The following is a 15,133-nucleotide window of genomic DNA, read 5'->3' on the forward strand; positions in this document are numbered from 1 at the left end:
TTGGAGTAACCTAATTAAGTAATTATGTTGAACGTCGAATAGAACATAAAATGAAAAAAATCCAGGAACCTTCTTAAGGGCAAAGGTACTTCAAAGAAGGCTATAAAACCTATTTAGGAATGTAAAAAATAGCCTCTTGTTTCCAAGAGGCTAATCGTTAAAAAATCATACGAGCTCCACAACTCGTCATCTGTGATAGAGTATACATTCCTACGTCTATCGTATAATTTCCATATAAGGTCCAGAAAGGCCCTAGATATAGTTGAGTACTGTATTCCGCTCGTGCGGATGTTCTCGTAGGTACTCCGCAAATAACTTTTCCAGTTTCTCCTGAAGATAAGACTTTGTATTTGCAAATGGGACTATTTCTATAAATAGAAGGCATATAGGCAAAGGAAAGTTTGTTATACATCAGGATGTCGTAGCTCATCAATGCGCCCTCAAAAGAGCATCCCATAGGAATAGCGAGATTTCTATACGCACAGTCATCAAAATGTCGAGGATCATAATCGATTTCGGTAAACTGTTTCTGACGAATACTGGAGTATTCTAGCTCTCCATAAAAAGAAACTCGTTGGGATGATGTTTTAGAAGGCTCTTTAAGATCTAAGGATATACGTAGATCTGCTAGCCATCCTAAGTCTTCCCAATCACCTTTATTTTTCTCATGAATAGAAGGGTAGAGTGTTGTTGTATCATGTTTTATGTGTCCATAAGACACAACTCCCTGTAATAGGAATGGTAATGCCCATCCCCGTTGTTTATTGAGTAAGAAGTAAAGGAATTTACCCCCATAGACAGAAGCCTGGTAGGAATACTCGGAACCTTTATGGAAGTAATTGTGTACTTTTTTAATAGCTTTTGTTCTTCCAACCATTTTGCTAAACGCGGCTCCTAAGATAAAATCTTGTCTAGGTTTCGCGTCAATTGCTACAGAAGTTCCTCGGCTATAGTAACTGAATTCTTCAGAAAGAGGAGTTCCTTGTTGAGCTAAGAAAGTCCCAACCCCTGAGACCCAGAAATTATTGCTAGCCACGTCATCGAATCTAGCATTGTTCAACATATTGTTGATTAATCCCTGTTTCACTACAACCATTGAGTTTTGGGATCCTAAGATTGAGTTTGCGTAAAAATGGTTGTCTCTAGGGATGTATACCCAACGGCGATACATGTCGAACTTCCAATTGGCAACGATTTTCCCCGTTTTAGAATCAGGGTTAAGCGTCCAAGTTCCAATATATCCTTTTTGAGGAGACAGATCTCCGGATAAAGTTAAATCAGAGACGACGACATCATCTGTATTTGCTGCTGTAAGTTTAATTAAAGGCACATCATTTAAATCCGTCCCTAAAGCAGGGTTTTGATAAAAGTTTCCATTAGGATCAATGAGAGTAAGATCCCCTGTTAAGAAAACTTTATTCTCACTCATAGTTGCTGGAGTCGTTACAGCAGAAGTTGCAGAGGATAGCGAAGAGATTTCTTGAGAGGCAGTTACCTTGGCTCCTGAAACTCCAGCTCCAGATGAGGTAGAAGTTGTTGCCACAATTCGTAATTCAGGAGGGGAGAAGATTTCTCCTGTCTGAGGAGTCCCCATATTTGATAAATCAATCGTTAATCCGTTGATAGTTAAGGCTCCATTCGCTATGTTTTGGTTGGATAACACAGCTCCAGGTTCCATGATGAATTTTGAGCCTTCTTTTTGTTCAAAGGAGACTACATGTAATTCTGATTTTTCTTTGAGAACCAATGTACCGTTATGCAGAACAACGTTTTGTGGAATATAAGACTTATTCTCATGCAGCTCAGAGGAGAACAAAATAGTTCCTGTATACGCATTAGTATTTTCTAACTTATTGATATCCAAAGTCTCATACACACTCTGATTTTGTCCTGTTTTCTTAGTAGAAGTATGGACGCTATCGAAGAAACTGATCGTGTTTCCTTGAGTAGCTTGTAATGATAATTTGACATAGCCTGCGATACTGCAGAACTTAGTAGCTGCATTTTTATCGGGATTAGCGTTCAGACTGTTATTGCTGAAGCTAATGCTTCCTCCGGAAGCAATTAATTTCAAAGTAGCATCCGGTGGTGATTGAGAACTTCCTGGATCTCCAAAGATAGCAGCTCCGTAGTTGACTACATTATTTGTTTGGCCAGAACCGTTATTTGCCTGTGTTCCAGAAACATTCGTTACATTATTCCCTGTAAATAGAACCGATCCTAAAGATTCGATAGTGGCATCTTTTGTGAAGTAAACCGCACTTCCATCATTAGCAGATGTATTTTGACGGAAGATAATATTGTTCCCTTTAATGGAAACACTAGGGGAGTAAATGGCTCCCCGTTTATTGGCTTTATTGTTTTCAAAGGTAAACGAGCCCGTTTCTAAAGTAATTTTTTCTGTAGGAGTTTGTGGAGATCCACTAGAAGATCCGTTAGTAGCAAGAGTCCCTATAGCAGCTCCCAAATCAGCTATATTTTCCGAGAAGAGAGAGTTTCCGGACAGAGAGATTACGGTTCCTGCTATAGCTCCTCCAATGGTATCTTTGATACTAGAATTGTTTGAGGAAGAAGAAGCTGTTGTCATGGAGGCTGTGTTGCCAGAGAATGTTACTGGGCATTTCAATGTGACGGTAGGAGAGAAAATAGCTCCTCCAGCTACTTGTCCAGTAGTTTGTGCTTTCCCTGTAGAGACTGAGTTCCCAGAGAAGAGATAAGAGGTACCGGACTCTCCTGCTTCTATGGACAAAGATGTTTTAGCATAGATAGCTCCTCCTTGAACATTTAAGGAAGGACTAGAAGGAGTATTGTCAATGGCAGAGTTTCCTGAGAATTGACAGTTTCCACTACATTGAGAGAAGGAAACAGTTTCACCGTAAATAGCTCCACCTACTACACTTGCATAAGTAAGAGAATTTTGTTGTGTAGTGGTTAAAGAAGAGGCTCCTGCAGCAGCAGCAACGGCTTTTGTAAGAGCTGCAGCGGCGGGAGCAGGGGAAGCAATTGATTCTGCTCCTGTAGATGAGGAATTTGTTTGATTATTTGAGAAAGAAAATCCGGATTTTAGATTAGAAATCGTGAGTGTCTTAGCATGCAAACCTCCTCCCTCTTTTCCTGCACGATTCTCTGTTACAGATAAAGAGGCAATACCATCTAATTCTAAGGATTCTGTACAACAGAATCCTCCTCCTGTCTCTTGAGCAGAGTTACTAGAGATATTGAGTTGGTCTATACGAGATAATTTAGCCTTTTTAGCGTAGACCCCAGCACCTTTTTTGGAGGCGTTATTGTTATTGATAGTAGTGTTGATCACGTAATCAATCAAAAAGTCTTTATCAGCATTAGGATCTTCAGGTTTTTCTTTGGAACTAGCTTCACCTACTGGAGATTCAGCAGTTATGGGGGACTTGGTTCGGAAGATTAAAGAAGAAGCGGCAGCATTAGCTGATTCGGTAGTAGCTGGGTCGGAAATAGTGGTAGTAGTTGCGGGTGTTGTCGGAGTAGGAGAAGGGAAGTCATCTGGACATGTATAGGCTCCACCCCCATTTTCTGATGCTGAGTTCCCGGATATGGAGATAGTCTGGAGGTTAGACAAAACAAGACGTTGTGTACACACTCCTCCTCCACTTCCTCCTGTTGCTTTATTTCCAGTAATAATGGTTTCACCATGCACTGGAGTGATACCTGGAAATTCTTCCACATCAGAAGTATAGGTTTGGGAAATCTCTTTAGTAACGTAAGCTCCACCACCACTTGTTGCTGAGGTATTATTGATCAGACAAAAACTATCGAGTCCTGTCATAGTGAGGGTCTTATCAGCGCCTTGGATGAAGATACCCCCACCTTCTTCTTTAGCAGTATTTTCTTGGAATAGTGTTTCTCCTGTCAGATTAGATAAAGTGACGCTATCTTCTCCATAAAGACCTCCTCCTTTTTTCTCGGAAGAGTTTTTTAGAAATTGTAAGCGGTGAGAGTTTTCGCAAGTGAACGTTCCTTTGACGTATGCTCCTCCTCCAACATCTGTCGCCTTATTGTTTGCGATTTCTATAATTCCAGTAACATTTTCTATAGAAAAGTTTTTTTCAGTATATAGACCACCACCTTTAGCTAAAGGAGGTGGGGTAGGAGCTTCAGTTGTAGTTGTCGTTGTTGTGGAAGTGGGGGTTACAGTTATCGTTGTTGTGGGTGTAGTCGATTCCGTTTGAGCTGTATCTGCAGATGCCTGAGAACTTTTTTTCGCTGTAGAGGTTTTTTTTGTTTCAAAGGTTCCTGTCTTATTATATTTGATATGAACTTCTTCAAGATCTTGAAAAGTTATATTACCTTCCACATAACAAGCTCCTCCTCCTTGTTTGCTTAAGTTGGAGTTGAGTACGATCCGCTTAGAAGATTGGACAGAGAGGTCTTCAACGACATAGATACCGCCACCTTTTTCATCTGCTCCATTACTTTGCACTTTTAATGTTGTAATATCTGTGAATGAGGCGCCCTTTTCTGCAAAGATAGCTCCACCATCTTTGCTTGCCTTGTTAGTTGAGAATGTAACTGTCTGAGAATCTGAAATAGTTAGATCTCCCTGAGCATAGATAGCTCCCCCAGATCCTGGTCTATGGGGTGTTTCTGAGGAGTCTGTATCATTTTCTGTTTCTGTAGTAGAGCCAGTTGAAGCACAAATGAAGCGGCTTTGTGCAGAAGTTTCAGTTGTGGTTGTCGTCGTTGTGGGAGTAGGGGGAGCTTCTTCAGCCTCGTCAGTTTCTTCAGTTTTTTGAGCACTTGGCTCCGGAGCAGGTTCGACAACCACTTCTGCTGCATTAGAGGAGAATGTTGCTTGGGTAATTCCAGATAAAGAAATAGAGCTCCCTCCAAAGATTCCTCCTCCGGATAATTGGGATAAATTCCCTTGGACAGTTAAACCTGTGAGATCTGTGAATAGAAGCTCTCCTTGAGAGAATATGGCTCCCCCATCACCAGTCATCTTAATGTTAGACAAAGTCAGAGAACCTTCTGTCCCTGATCGAGTCATAAACGATAAAACTCCGGAGTGAGCATTGTAAAAAGCGCCCCCGCCTTTAGGATCTATTACGTCTTCAGTATTCTCGGATGAGGATTGTTCAGTTGCTTCTGTTTGAGTGGTGCTGGGGGAAGTTTCTGATGAGGAACTCGAACTAGTGGCTGGTGTTGTTGTCTTCGGGGGGATATTAGTAAAACTAGTAAATGTTGCATTACCAGAAACAATGTATTCTGCACCGTCCTCATTAATGGTTTCTGTAAAATTCGTAGAAGAAGAAGTTCCTGTGCGAGAGAAATTCAATTCTTTAGATTCTGGGAAACAAAACCCTGAGACCGAAGGAAGAACAGCAGCAAACACAGCAGTAGCTGACAGCCATTTCATAGAAGACAAACCTATTGAACACGTAAGAACTCGATAGGCGTTAGATAAATCAGAAAAGTAAATTAGGCAAGGTATTCCTTGCCTAATTTACTATGAAGGTATGAAGGTTCTTAAAAATGATTCATCTACAAGGTTGTATCAGAATCCAATATATCCTCCGCAAGATAAGCTGCTTGAGAGATATTTGTTTTCACGGTTGATAGCGTATGCTTTTACGTATAAGGAGCATGCTTTATAGCGCAAAATAAATTGGTTAGCGATTGTGTGTGTAGAGACAGGTACTGGACATCCATTGGAAATCCAAGAGAAATCATTCATCGCCAGGTGGGCCAGAGTCTTAGGATTTTCCTGTTTGATATCTCGAGAATAACCAACATATCCTTTCCCTAATAAAGAAAGAGAGTCATTACCTAAGTAGAATTCATAACCAATTCCTACAGGAATAGCGATATTTATGAGTTTTGTTTTTGCAAAACTTCGAGGATTATACCCTGTTTCGGTAAACGCTTTCTGCAAGATGTTGGTTGCTTCAACATTGACAAATGAGAATAAACGAGCGGCTTGCCCATGCCCTAGGAAAGTATATGAAGTTCCTAAAGTTCCGCGTATTCCAAACGTATCCCACATTGCTCGTGTATGATCTTTTTTGGAGCATATGCGAATCATAGAATTATGATCTAAGGCAGCACACAACGTGGCATTGAAAGAGAAAGGTTCCCAAGTTTGGGTAATTCCCACGTTTTGCACTATTCCTTCGGAAGTGATAATTTCTGGAAGATCTGTGACCCAAGAATCTCCAAACATATGTGTGCCTCCTCCGGAAAGGGTAAGAGTTGGAGTTAGGCGTATTATGGTTGTTCCTGTAGCGCCTAAGCGAGAGATACGACTTTCTTCTTCTGAAGAAAGTCCACGCATCTCTGCTCCAGTTCCACCAATTAAAACACCGAAGTATGAAGTAGGAATGAGAGACGTATTATTGCAAAGATGCTCTCCTAAGTTATGGGAGGCTACTTGTAAGAGTAGAAATGTACTCCATAGGGAATTAGGAACCGCACGACCAATACGGTTAGCCTCAAGAACATATTCTCCTGTTGGGATCCAGGAAGCACGCAATATTTTTTGTTTGGTATTGTTTATGGTATTTGGTTTCCAACTAAAATGCCAAGATCCCTGGAACCCTGACTCTTTACTAGCAACAAGGGAACTCGTTGTGAAATCAGAAATATCAATAACTTTGTCAGAGGATAGCTGGATTTCCATTTGGTATGGAGATGCTGCAATATCTCGATTTTCATAGAACAAACCTTCCGAATCATAGATAGTCGGAGTGCCTGATAATTTAAGAGGAGCACTGCCTGCATGGATTTTTGCTTGAAGATTAGGAGGAGAGATACTCACTCCAAAACTTAGGTCATTGATTTCCAGAGGTTCTTTGCTGGAAACATTTCCATAAAAGAATGAATTTGTCGTATAGAGAGCTAAAGAAGACCCTGGGGATAGGCTAATACGACCTCCTATCTGTTTGAAGCTTTGAACGACTAGATGAGCACCATTTTCAATGGACAAAGTTCCATTGTGTAAATAAACGGGCTGATTGAAAATTGATGTGCGATTTACAACGTCTTCAATAGCATCGTCTAAAAGATTGGCTCTGGAGAAAACAATGGCCCCTTTAGGAGAGAAAAATGGGGTTTCATATTCAGGAGCATTAATTTCTACAGGAACGAAAGATGCTGTTAGTGCAATTACTGGGTCAAAGAATTGGATAGCACTATTCCCTTCAAAGGTGATTTGCTGGTTATTGAGAAATATAATACGAGATCCTGCAAAATCCCCACTGATAGCGCCCCCGCGACCGCTATGTTTAATAGATGAGGAGGCTATAGCCTGGTTATTAGCAAAGATAATGGCTCCTCGTTGATCTGCAAAAGATACGCATCCTTTAGCGTTTCCTTTAACTATATTGTTCCGAAAGGCAACGTAGTGATTATTTTTGAAAATGATGTTGTCTTTTGCTGTGAAGATCCCTCCGTTGCTTTCAGATCCAAAAGCATTGAGATTAATATGTTTGAAATGAAGAGAGGAGGAGGAATTTTTTCCTAAGAAAGAAATTTTTCCAGATAGGTTTTTAAAAGCTCCTCCAGAGGAGAATTTATTTATTGAAGAGAAATCGCTGAGTATGAGTTTACGGTTGATAATATAACTGGTGCTTTCTGGATATGAAGATATCATAGTAAAGGTGTCGCGGTCTTTGCCATATTTGTGACCAGAAATGATTAATTCCACTTCAGCGAAAGAATACGGCGTATAGGAAGCTAGAATTCCAAGCAGAAATCTAAAGATAAAAGTTTGGTAAGGGTTCTTGATTGAAGGGGTTTGGTGCGATGTTTCGAGAATTCTTTCTTGAGAAGGATAAGTCAAGTTCTTCGTAATCGGATTCATAAACTCCTTTATTACAAACGTCTTATGACGTTATTGTGAAAAGGAACTATAAATAGAAAATCTTTTTTTTATCGATTCAAGAAATTTTTATAAAAGCCTGAGAAAATCTTAAGAGGCCGTTTCAAATATGAGGGGCAGACATTCTTTTATGGTTATTGCAGAATCATTGATTGCCTGATAAACATCTCTGCATGCGTTTTTTTGCTTTTCTTTAGCTGGAGATGTTTTGAGCATGTTAAGAGCTGCGGCTATATCTTCGTAATGGAAATCTCTTTTTCCTCCTATGAATTCAGGAAATATAGTTTTCCCCATAATGATATTAGGAAGAGAGTAGGCGGGAAGGATAATGTTGAAAATATATTTTGCCAAAAAGGTATCGAAAGGTCGCAGTTGGCAGGTAACTATTGTTGGAGTCAAATTGAGAGCTGTTTCTAAGACAATGGTTCCACATTTAGCAAGAGCACAGTCACATTCTCTCATTAACTCATAACGAAATTGTGAAGGAACAATATTGCTGTGTAAACAGCGATTTTGTTGAAGGATTTCAAGAATGAGTTGGTCATATTCGGGATTTGCCGAGGAAACGAGTAGCTGGTGTGTGGAGGCGAAGTCAGATGCCTGAAAAGCTTGTACCTGAACGGTAAGGTTTCTTAGGATATCGCTCCGACGACTTCCTGGAAAGGCAGCAATAAAAGGTTTTTCAGAAAGAAGATGAAGCTGAGATTTCCAAAGAGAATTGGGGCAAAATAGTTTGATAGTTTCGGAAAGAGGATGCCCAAGGTATACAGTTCGTAAGGAAGAATTTTTGAAAAGAGCTTGTTCAAAAGGAAGTATTAACAGAAGTAAATCTAAATATTTTTCTAAAATCGTTTTTCTGGCTGGCCTCCAAGCCCATATGCTAGGACACACATAATGAACAATTTTCCCCTTATACCCATGAGAACGCAATTTTTTGATTAGTGAAAAGTGAAAATCTGGAAAATCGATACAGATAACTGTACGAGGATTTGTTTTTACAATCTTTTTATAAAGAACATGACGTCTGTACCATAATTTAGGCAGTGCTAAAAGGACTTCCCAGAATCCACTGATCTGAAATTTTTCCATTGCGAAGAGTACATGAAACCGCTGAGCTCGCATTTGAGGTCCTCCCACGCCAAAGCAGTGGATATCGGGATACTTTGCGTAAATCTCTTTCAGTAAATTTGCTCCAAGAGTGTCTCCGCTATGTTCTCCAACAGAAATAAAACAGCTATTACTTGATGATTTGTTGAAAGATTCCCGCGCAGCTATGCGAATATTTGCTAACGAAGGAAATAACCCACATCCGTAGCATAGAACATTAACAACATCTCCTGTTCGTAGAAAATAAATTAAGCAGATAGATCCTCCTAGTAAACTAGCTTTCCAAAAAGGAGCAGGTAAGGCCGACTGGTTTCTATATTCTAGGTAGAACCATTGAATAAAAAATCTAAGGGAGAAAATGGTTAGTCCGATACATCCTAAAAGTTGCCATGAAAAATTTGCTTGAGGAAAGTTCAAGTGTAGGATGTTAGGGGAGGCCATCCAAGTCATATGAGGAAGGTAATAGGTACCAATAGCAAAAGAGAGAGTAATTGCTGTTGCAGTAAGAGTTAGTAAGAAAGCTACCTTCGGGACTGGAAGAGGATTAGAGGAAGTTATGTTAAGGTTTCGGAAATAGATAATTAGATTGAATGAATGAAGTAACGCAATGGGGTACTGATTCTGAATAAATCCATGACAAACCATCAAAACTGCACCAGTGCTAGACAGATGCCAGAAAATTTTAGGAACGAAAGAATATCCTTTCTTTTTAGTTAAGAACCACTGAACGCAAAAGGCTGTGCCAAATAAGAGATTAGCAAGAAGTCCTAACGGGTACAACCAAAGTGTAATTTTGGGGGAGAACATAATAATTCTTTGTAGTAGTCATAGGGAGAATCGCTTTCCCAAACTCAATTAGAAACAATCACTCCGAATATAGTTCATAATGCTTCAGCCACTCATTATAAATAGGTTCCACTTTAGGGTATACTTTACTACGAATCTCTAGCAAATATAGGGCCTCTAAGAAATAAGTATGACGTAACAATTTTTTATTAAAGAATGATTTCTTCTCTTTTTTCAAGGGGGACGGTGGAGTCAGCCTATATTGCATTTGCAGAAGCAAGGTAGTTAAAATAAAATTTTTTTTGGAGCAGCTAGTAAAAGAGTCTGCGAAAAATTCTGTTAAAAAGTTTCTAATATAATCAAAAATACTTTGGATAGACATAGTGGGGTACTGACTATACTTGTATCGAACATTGAAGTTCACGATAGGGAATAGTAGTACGGCTAGTAGCAGGTGTCGTTCTAGACAGCATGATCGCTGGCGAGTCTTTTTATCCAAAGCTGTCAAGCAAGCAAAAGTTTGATCTTGTAAAGTCTTGCTCAGACTAAAAGCTTTAGCCATATATGGGAACAAAATCTCTAAAATGCGATATTCCGAAGCAAGCTGGAAAAAAATAGTGGATTCACTAGAGTTTAATACCTTTATAAGTTCTTCAAAAACTCGAGGTTGAGAGCTTTTTACTAAATCATAACGAGATTCCTGTAGGGCTTCGAGGGTCTTGGGATCTACGGTAAAAGCGTAACGGGACAGGATTTTTAATAAACGCAACATGCGCACAGGGTCTTGTTTGAAGCGAAGGAACGGATCACCAATTGTCCTGAGGTAGCGATTTCTTAAATCTTCGACACCGCCTGTGTAGTCAATGATGACCTCTTCACTTGGATCGTAAAATAGTCCATTAATGGTGAAATCTCTCCGTAGAACGTCTTCTTCAGCGGACCCCCAAAGATTATCCTTGGTAATTAAAGAGTCTTCTTCATTGCTACCAGATCTAAAAGTAGCAACTTCTATAATTTGATTGGGGAAGCGGATATGTGCTAAACGAAAGCGTTTCCCTACAAGAATACAATTTTTGAATAAAGCTTTAACTTCTTCGGGCTTTGCAGAAGTAGAAATATCAAAATCTTTTGGCTTTGTTTTTAAGAGCAGGTCACGAATGCATCCCCCGACAATATAAGCTTCGTAGCCAGCTTTCTTTAAAGTTTTTACAACAGAAAGAGCATGAGGGGAAAAGCTTTGCAGATCAATGTTATGGTCCGAAGAGTAAAATATAGTAGGTGCAAGATTAGAATGAGAATTTTCGCTAAGCAAATCTAGGCCTCTAGGCGGAAGAATTTCTTGGTTGCAAGCCATCATTATAGGATATCGAAAGTTAAAAAGTCTGGAGGAATTTTGTTCTTGAGAAAGAGTCTTTTAAAAGACTTTTCCTGAGAAAAGCTTTTATCATAAAGGAAGACTTTATGTTTATAAGAACAAAAAAACCAGCATGTTTCTAAAAAAAAATCCATAAGTTTCAAAAGGATCATATATAAGGTACACCATTTTGATCAGCAATAGCTTTGTATTGTCTTTTCTCAAGAAGAGATAGAAGACTCCGGTAGTTCAAGAGTTTTTGCCTCTTTTGTGGGAAAGACCAGTTCTTTGCGCATCAGAAAAACTCCAAACAAATTCAGGCATAATAAAAGAGCTCCTGATACAGACATCACGAGTAGAGCCGTGTTTTGTGGTAAAAAGCAGAACATGGGTAATGCCAATACTCCGTAAAGAGTATATAATTTAGATCCTCTACTTCCACAAACGAATGTTGCACATTTCTTCCCTACAAGAAAATAAGAAATGATGGTTGTGTACCCTGTTGCAAAAAGGAAAGCGGGAAGGAACACACGGATATAAGGGAAATATGAAGATAAAGCTTGTTCCACAATTTCTGATCCTTCTAGACCGGCTTTGCACCACATTCCAGAAGCTAGAACGATAAGAAGGCTTAATGTGCATACAAGGTTGTCTACTACAACTCCAACAATACTAAGCTGGGCCTGTGTTTGAGGATTTGTTGCAGATGTTTCACTTTGGATAATGGAGTCAAATCCAATACCAATATCTCCCGAATATGCTGCTCGAGAAAGCCCTTGGCGAATAGTCGAAGCAACAGAGCACCCTGCAAATCCCCCAATAGCCCCATGACCAGTAAAGGCTGAACGGAAAACAGTAGAAAATAGAGAAGGGAGAGTTTGGATTTCATGAATCAAGATGTAAACAGCCATGCCGCAGTAAATCAACATGAAGAAGGGTAAGACTAAAGAGCAGATTTTACCAATTCGCTGCAGACCTCCTTGTACAGCAAAGATCACCAAAAAGAGAAGAGAGGTAATGGAAATAAGTCTAGGAATATTCCAGCAAGAACTGAGCGTATTTGCAATAACCGAAAATTGGTAAATCTCCACACCATAAATGCAGAGAAGAACTGCAACAATGATAGAAATAAGGCGGGTTTTGTAGGCTTTATCAAGAAAGAACATCGGGCCGCCGTGATACACATTATTTGTATCAGATTGGCGGAATTTAATACCTAAATAGACCTCGGAATATTTAACAATCGAACCAAGAATCCCGGCTATCCAAACCCAGAAGAGGGCTCCGGGGCCCCCAACGCTGGCAGCAGTGATCACGCCAACAACGTTTCCAATTCCAATATTCCCTCCTGCAGAAGCAAAAAATACTTTCAATGGATGAACGCCTTTCTCACTATTATCCTGTTTCGAGGAGGAATCTTTGGAAAATTGATAAAAAAGTTTAAAGAACGAAGGAAGTTGTGTGAACTGAGCAAATCGAGATTTGCACGAGAACAAGATTCCAAGCAAAAGGATTAAAACAAAAGCTACGTATGACCAAATAAAGTCATCAAAAGCTGTCAAAAAAGATAGAAATGCGTTCATACAATTTTTAACTAAATACGAAAGTTCTTAATTTTTGCCTTACATTATCCCTTTTTTCTCTTTTGTTTGGTAGAGGGATCCGTTCAAGGAAAAAATTTGTGTCTTTTTGTTAAAAGAATTTTTTATTTTCTCTGGCAAAATATAGATGTCCGATAAGGAGTAGGGTCCCTATTGAGATGAAAACATCCGCCAAATTAAAAGATGGAAAGCTCCAAGAATAGTAGTTGAAAGCAAGGAAATCGACAACTTTACCCTGGAATAAAATATCTCCCACGTTGCCTAAAGCTCCCGCAAGGATCAAAGTTAAAGCGACTCTTGTTCTCGAATGTAAAGATTTATATTTAATCCCCAAGAACAGAGCAAGTCCTACGATGACACAAATCCGAAAAATAAGAAGGGGAGTTTTATAATGAGCAAATAGACCAAAAGCCGCCCCTTCGTTGAAAGAAGGGACGATTAAGAAGGAAAAATGTCCCCAAACGTAACTATATAGCAAAGTTGAGGAGTGAGGAGCGAGTTGACAGCTTTTCAGCAACACGATTAGTTTCGAGACCCAATCAATAGAGGTTAAGAGAAGGAGTGAGAGAAAGGTCGGTAGAGAACGGGTCGGCATTGTCACTAATTTCCTGAAAGAAGGCCTTTTTCGAATTTTTCTTGTGCTTTTACTGTCATAGTAGCGTAAGGGATCGCCATTAATCTTGCCAAAGGAATTTCTTCCCCACTTACGTCACAAATGCCATAAGAAGATTCTTCTATTTTTTCCAATGCGCGATCAATTTGTCTTAAAAGTTTATATTCCTTGGTCGTCACTTCTAAGCTGATGGTGCGGTCAAAAGTATCTGTCCCTTGATCTGCTTGATGTTGAGAATAGCCTGTTGCTTCATTAGGTTTTTTAACTTCTTGAGCATTTCCTTCTAGTGTGTGAGACAGTTTAGCCTTCATCTCTAAAAGTCGTGTCTTAAAATCGGCGATTTCTTCGTCCGTTAGAGGCATAAAAATTCTCCTTGTCGTGTTTACTTTTCACCATCTGGTGTAGCAGATAATAAAACTTCCATTAGTTCTCCCACATCTTTAAATCTTCTATAAACACAGGCGAATCTAATGTAGGCAATCATATCTGCTTTTTTTAGATATCTCATTACTAGTTCGCCTATTTCTTTGGTAGAGATTTCTCGATTTTGTTTTCCAAGAAGATCTTGTTTGATATTGGAGGCTATTGCTTGTACTTGTTCTTGACCAATTCTTGTATGGCTAGAAGCAGCTTTCAATCCACTAATCAATTTAGATTCCTGAAAGTTTTCGTAACGACCATCTCGTTTTAGTACCTGAACGGTAAGTTCTACAGTTTCAAAAGTTGTGAATCTTTGGTTGCATCGTAAACATTCGCGGCGGCGTTTAATTGCATTGGCCTCTGGTGAATTCCGAGAGTCAATAACTTTAAGCTCTCCATGATTACAGAATGGGCATAGCACGGAAGATTCCTCCTAAAAATTCGAACGTTAGATCCTTGTTGACTACCGACGAGTTTTTCAGAAGTGAAAGAAGTAGCTGGAGGATCTAGTAACACAATTCTTGATTATGATTTGTGATGATTTTTTTTCAAAAGTCACCTAACATCTGCAGGGTGCTCAAGATACCATGGTTTTTATTTTAATGGATAATAACATCTATCTCGAGTGTAAAGAGGCTCTGTTTGAAAGAGTTTTTTTTATAAGAAATTTCTCGAGAATACAGTCAATTTTTGGTTACAAGTAATTGTGACTCGTTTCGGTATACGTCCTTATGAATTTTTTGTGTATCTAGTTCTTCAGAATAGTTAAAATATTATTAGCAAAGCCTAGTAAGTTGTTAGTTGTCTATGTTTTCAGGTATTATTCAAGAAGTTGCAAGGGTAGACTTTGTTCGTCATCATGAGGATGCCATGGAAATTGGTATTTTCTCTCGTGAGCTGATAGATGGATCACCAGGGAGCAGCTTTTCTGTTGATGGCATCTGTTTGACCTTAGTTAAGAAAGAAAGGGAGCTGCTGTTCTTTGATATTACAGAAGAAACTATGGCTTGCACGACGGTCAAAGATTATACTGTTGGAACAATGGTAAATTTAGAACGTTCTGTTCGATTAGGCGATGAGATAGGAGGCCATTTTGTCTCTGGGCACGTCTGTGGTTTAGGTTCTCTTGTTGCTATAGAAAAATCTTATATGTTTTTTAAGGTGTCAGAGAAATTGCTGCCTTACATAATCGAGAAAGCTTTTATTGCTGTTGATGGTATTAGTTTGACGATCGCTCAAGTAAGAGGAGATATTTTCTCTGTGAGTGTGATTCCAGAAACTCTCGCTCGAACCTCGTTAAGGTATAAATGTGTTGGTTCTTATGTAAACATAGAACCCGATATGATGACAAAAATGCAAGTAGACACTTTGATGCGGTTTCATACTGAGAAGAGTTAGCA

The 15,133-nt window shown here is 39.3% G+C and carries 9 protein-coding genes; 1 reads left to right on the forward strand and 8 read right to left on the reverse strand.

Annotation, left to right across the window (positions count from 1 at the left end; translation table 11 throughout):
* Positions 1-157 precede the first annotated feature (157 nt).
* From IJ490_RS02660 to nrdR, 8 genes are all read right to left on the reverse strand, one after another.
* Positions 158-5,392, reverse strand: coding sequence for a polymorphic outer membrane protein middle domain-containing protein (locus IJ490_RS02660; RefSeq protein ID WP_291893592.1), 5,235 nt, complete (start codon positions 5,390-5,392; stop codon positions 158-160).
* A 138-nt stretch (positions 5,393-5,530) separates the two neighbouring features.
* Positions 5,531-7,834 carry a polymorphic outer membrane protein middle domain-containing protein gene (locus tag IJ490_RS02665; RefSeq protein ID WP_291893595.1) on the reverse strand — a complete coding sequence of 768 codons (2,304 nt, stop codon included), beginning with the start codon at positions 7,832-7,834 and terminating at the stop codon, positions 5,531-5,533.
* 108 nt (positions 7,835-7,942) lie between these two features.
* Positions 7,943-9,766, reverse strand: a complete 1,824-nt coding sequence (lpxB, locus tag IJ490_RS02670; RefSeq protein ID WP_291893597.1) for a lipid-A-disaccharide synthase — start codon at positions 9,764-9,766, stop codon at positions 7,943-7,945.
* 58 nt (positions 9,767-9,824) lie between these two features.
* Entirely contained in the window at positions 9,825-11,102 is a 1,278-nt protein-coding gene (locus IJ490_RS02675; RefSeq protein WP_291893600.1) for a polynucleotide adenylyltransferase PcnB, read from the reverse strand.
* 218 nt (positions 11,103-11,320) lie between these two features.
* Positions 11,321-12,682, reverse strand: a complete 1,362-nt coding sequence (locus tag IJ490_RS02680; RefSeq protein WP_291893603.1) for an AGCS family amino acid carrier protein — start codon at positions 12,680-12,682, stop codon at positions 11,321-11,323.
* 109 nt (positions 12,683-12,791) lie between these two features.
* Entirely contained in the window at positions 12,792-13,295 is a 504-nt protein-coding gene (gene lspA, locus IJ490_RS02685; protein ID WP_291893605.1) for a signal peptidase II, read from the reverse strand.
* Between the two features lie 5 nt (positions 13,296-13,300).
* Positions 13,301-13,675: a TraR/DksA family transcriptional regulator gene (locus IJ490_RS02690; RefSeq protein ID WP_291893608.1), complete on the reverse strand. Its 375-nt coding sequence runs from the start codon at positions 13,673-13,675 to the stop codon at positions 13,301-13,303.
* A 20-nt stretch (positions 13,676-13,695) separates the two neighbouring features.
* Positions 13,696-14,154, reverse strand: coding sequence for a transcriptional regulator NrdR (gene nrdR, locus IJ490_RS02695; RefSeq protein ID WP_291893611.1), 459 nt, complete (start codon positions 14,152-14,154; stop codon positions 13,696-13,698).
* Positions 14,155-14,540: 386 nt separating this feature from the next.
* Here nrdR and IJ490_RS02700 point away from each other — a divergent pair, with 386 nt between their 5' ends.
* Entirely contained in the window at positions 14,541-15,131 is a 591-nt protein-coding gene (locus IJ490_RS02700; protein ID WP_291893614.1) for a riboflavin synthase subunit alpha, read from the forward strand.
* Positions 15,132-15,133: the final 2 nt, after the last annotated feature.

The sequence above is a fragment of the Chlamydia sp. genome, from assembly GCF_017472245.1.
Taxonomy (GTDB): domain Bacteria; phylum Chlamydiota; class Chlamydiia; order Chlamydiales; family Chlamydiaceae; genus Chlamydia.

Excerpts from the sequence above, each read along its gene's own strand:
- IJ490_RS02660 (WP_291893592.1), bottom strand. The coding sequence starts at position 5,392 with ATGAAATGGCTGTCAGCTACTGCTGTGTTTGCTGCTGTTCTTCCTTCG.
- IJ490_RS02665 (WP_291893595.1), bottom strand. The coding sequence starts at position 7,834 with ATGAATCCGATTACGAAGAACTTGACTTATCCTTCTCAAGAAAGAATT.
- lpxB (WP_291893597.1), bottom strand. The coding sequence starts at position 9,766 with ATGTTCTCCCCCAAAATTACACTTTGGTTGTACCCGTTAGGACTTCTT.
- IJ490_RS02675 (WP_291893600.1), bottom strand. The coding sequence starts at position 11,102 with ATGATGGCTTGCAACCAAGAAATTCTTCCGCCTAGAGGCCTAGATTTG.
- IJ490_RS02680 (WP_291893603.1), bottom strand. The coding sequence starts at position 12,682 with ATGAACGCATTTCTATCTTTTTTGACAGCTTTTGATGACTTTATTTGG.
- lspA (WP_291893605.1), bottom strand. The coding sequence starts at position 13,295 with ATGCCGACCCGTTCTCTACCGACCTTTCTCTCACTCCTTCTCTTAACC.
- IJ490_RS02690 (WP_291893608.1), bottom strand. The coding sequence starts at position 13,675 with ATGCCTCTAACGGACGAAGAAATCGCCGATTTTAAGACACGACTTTTA.
- IJ490_RS02700 (WP_291893614.1), top strand. The coding sequence starts at position 14,541 with ATGTTTTCAGGTATTATTCAAGAAGTTGCAAGGGTAGACTTTGTTCGT.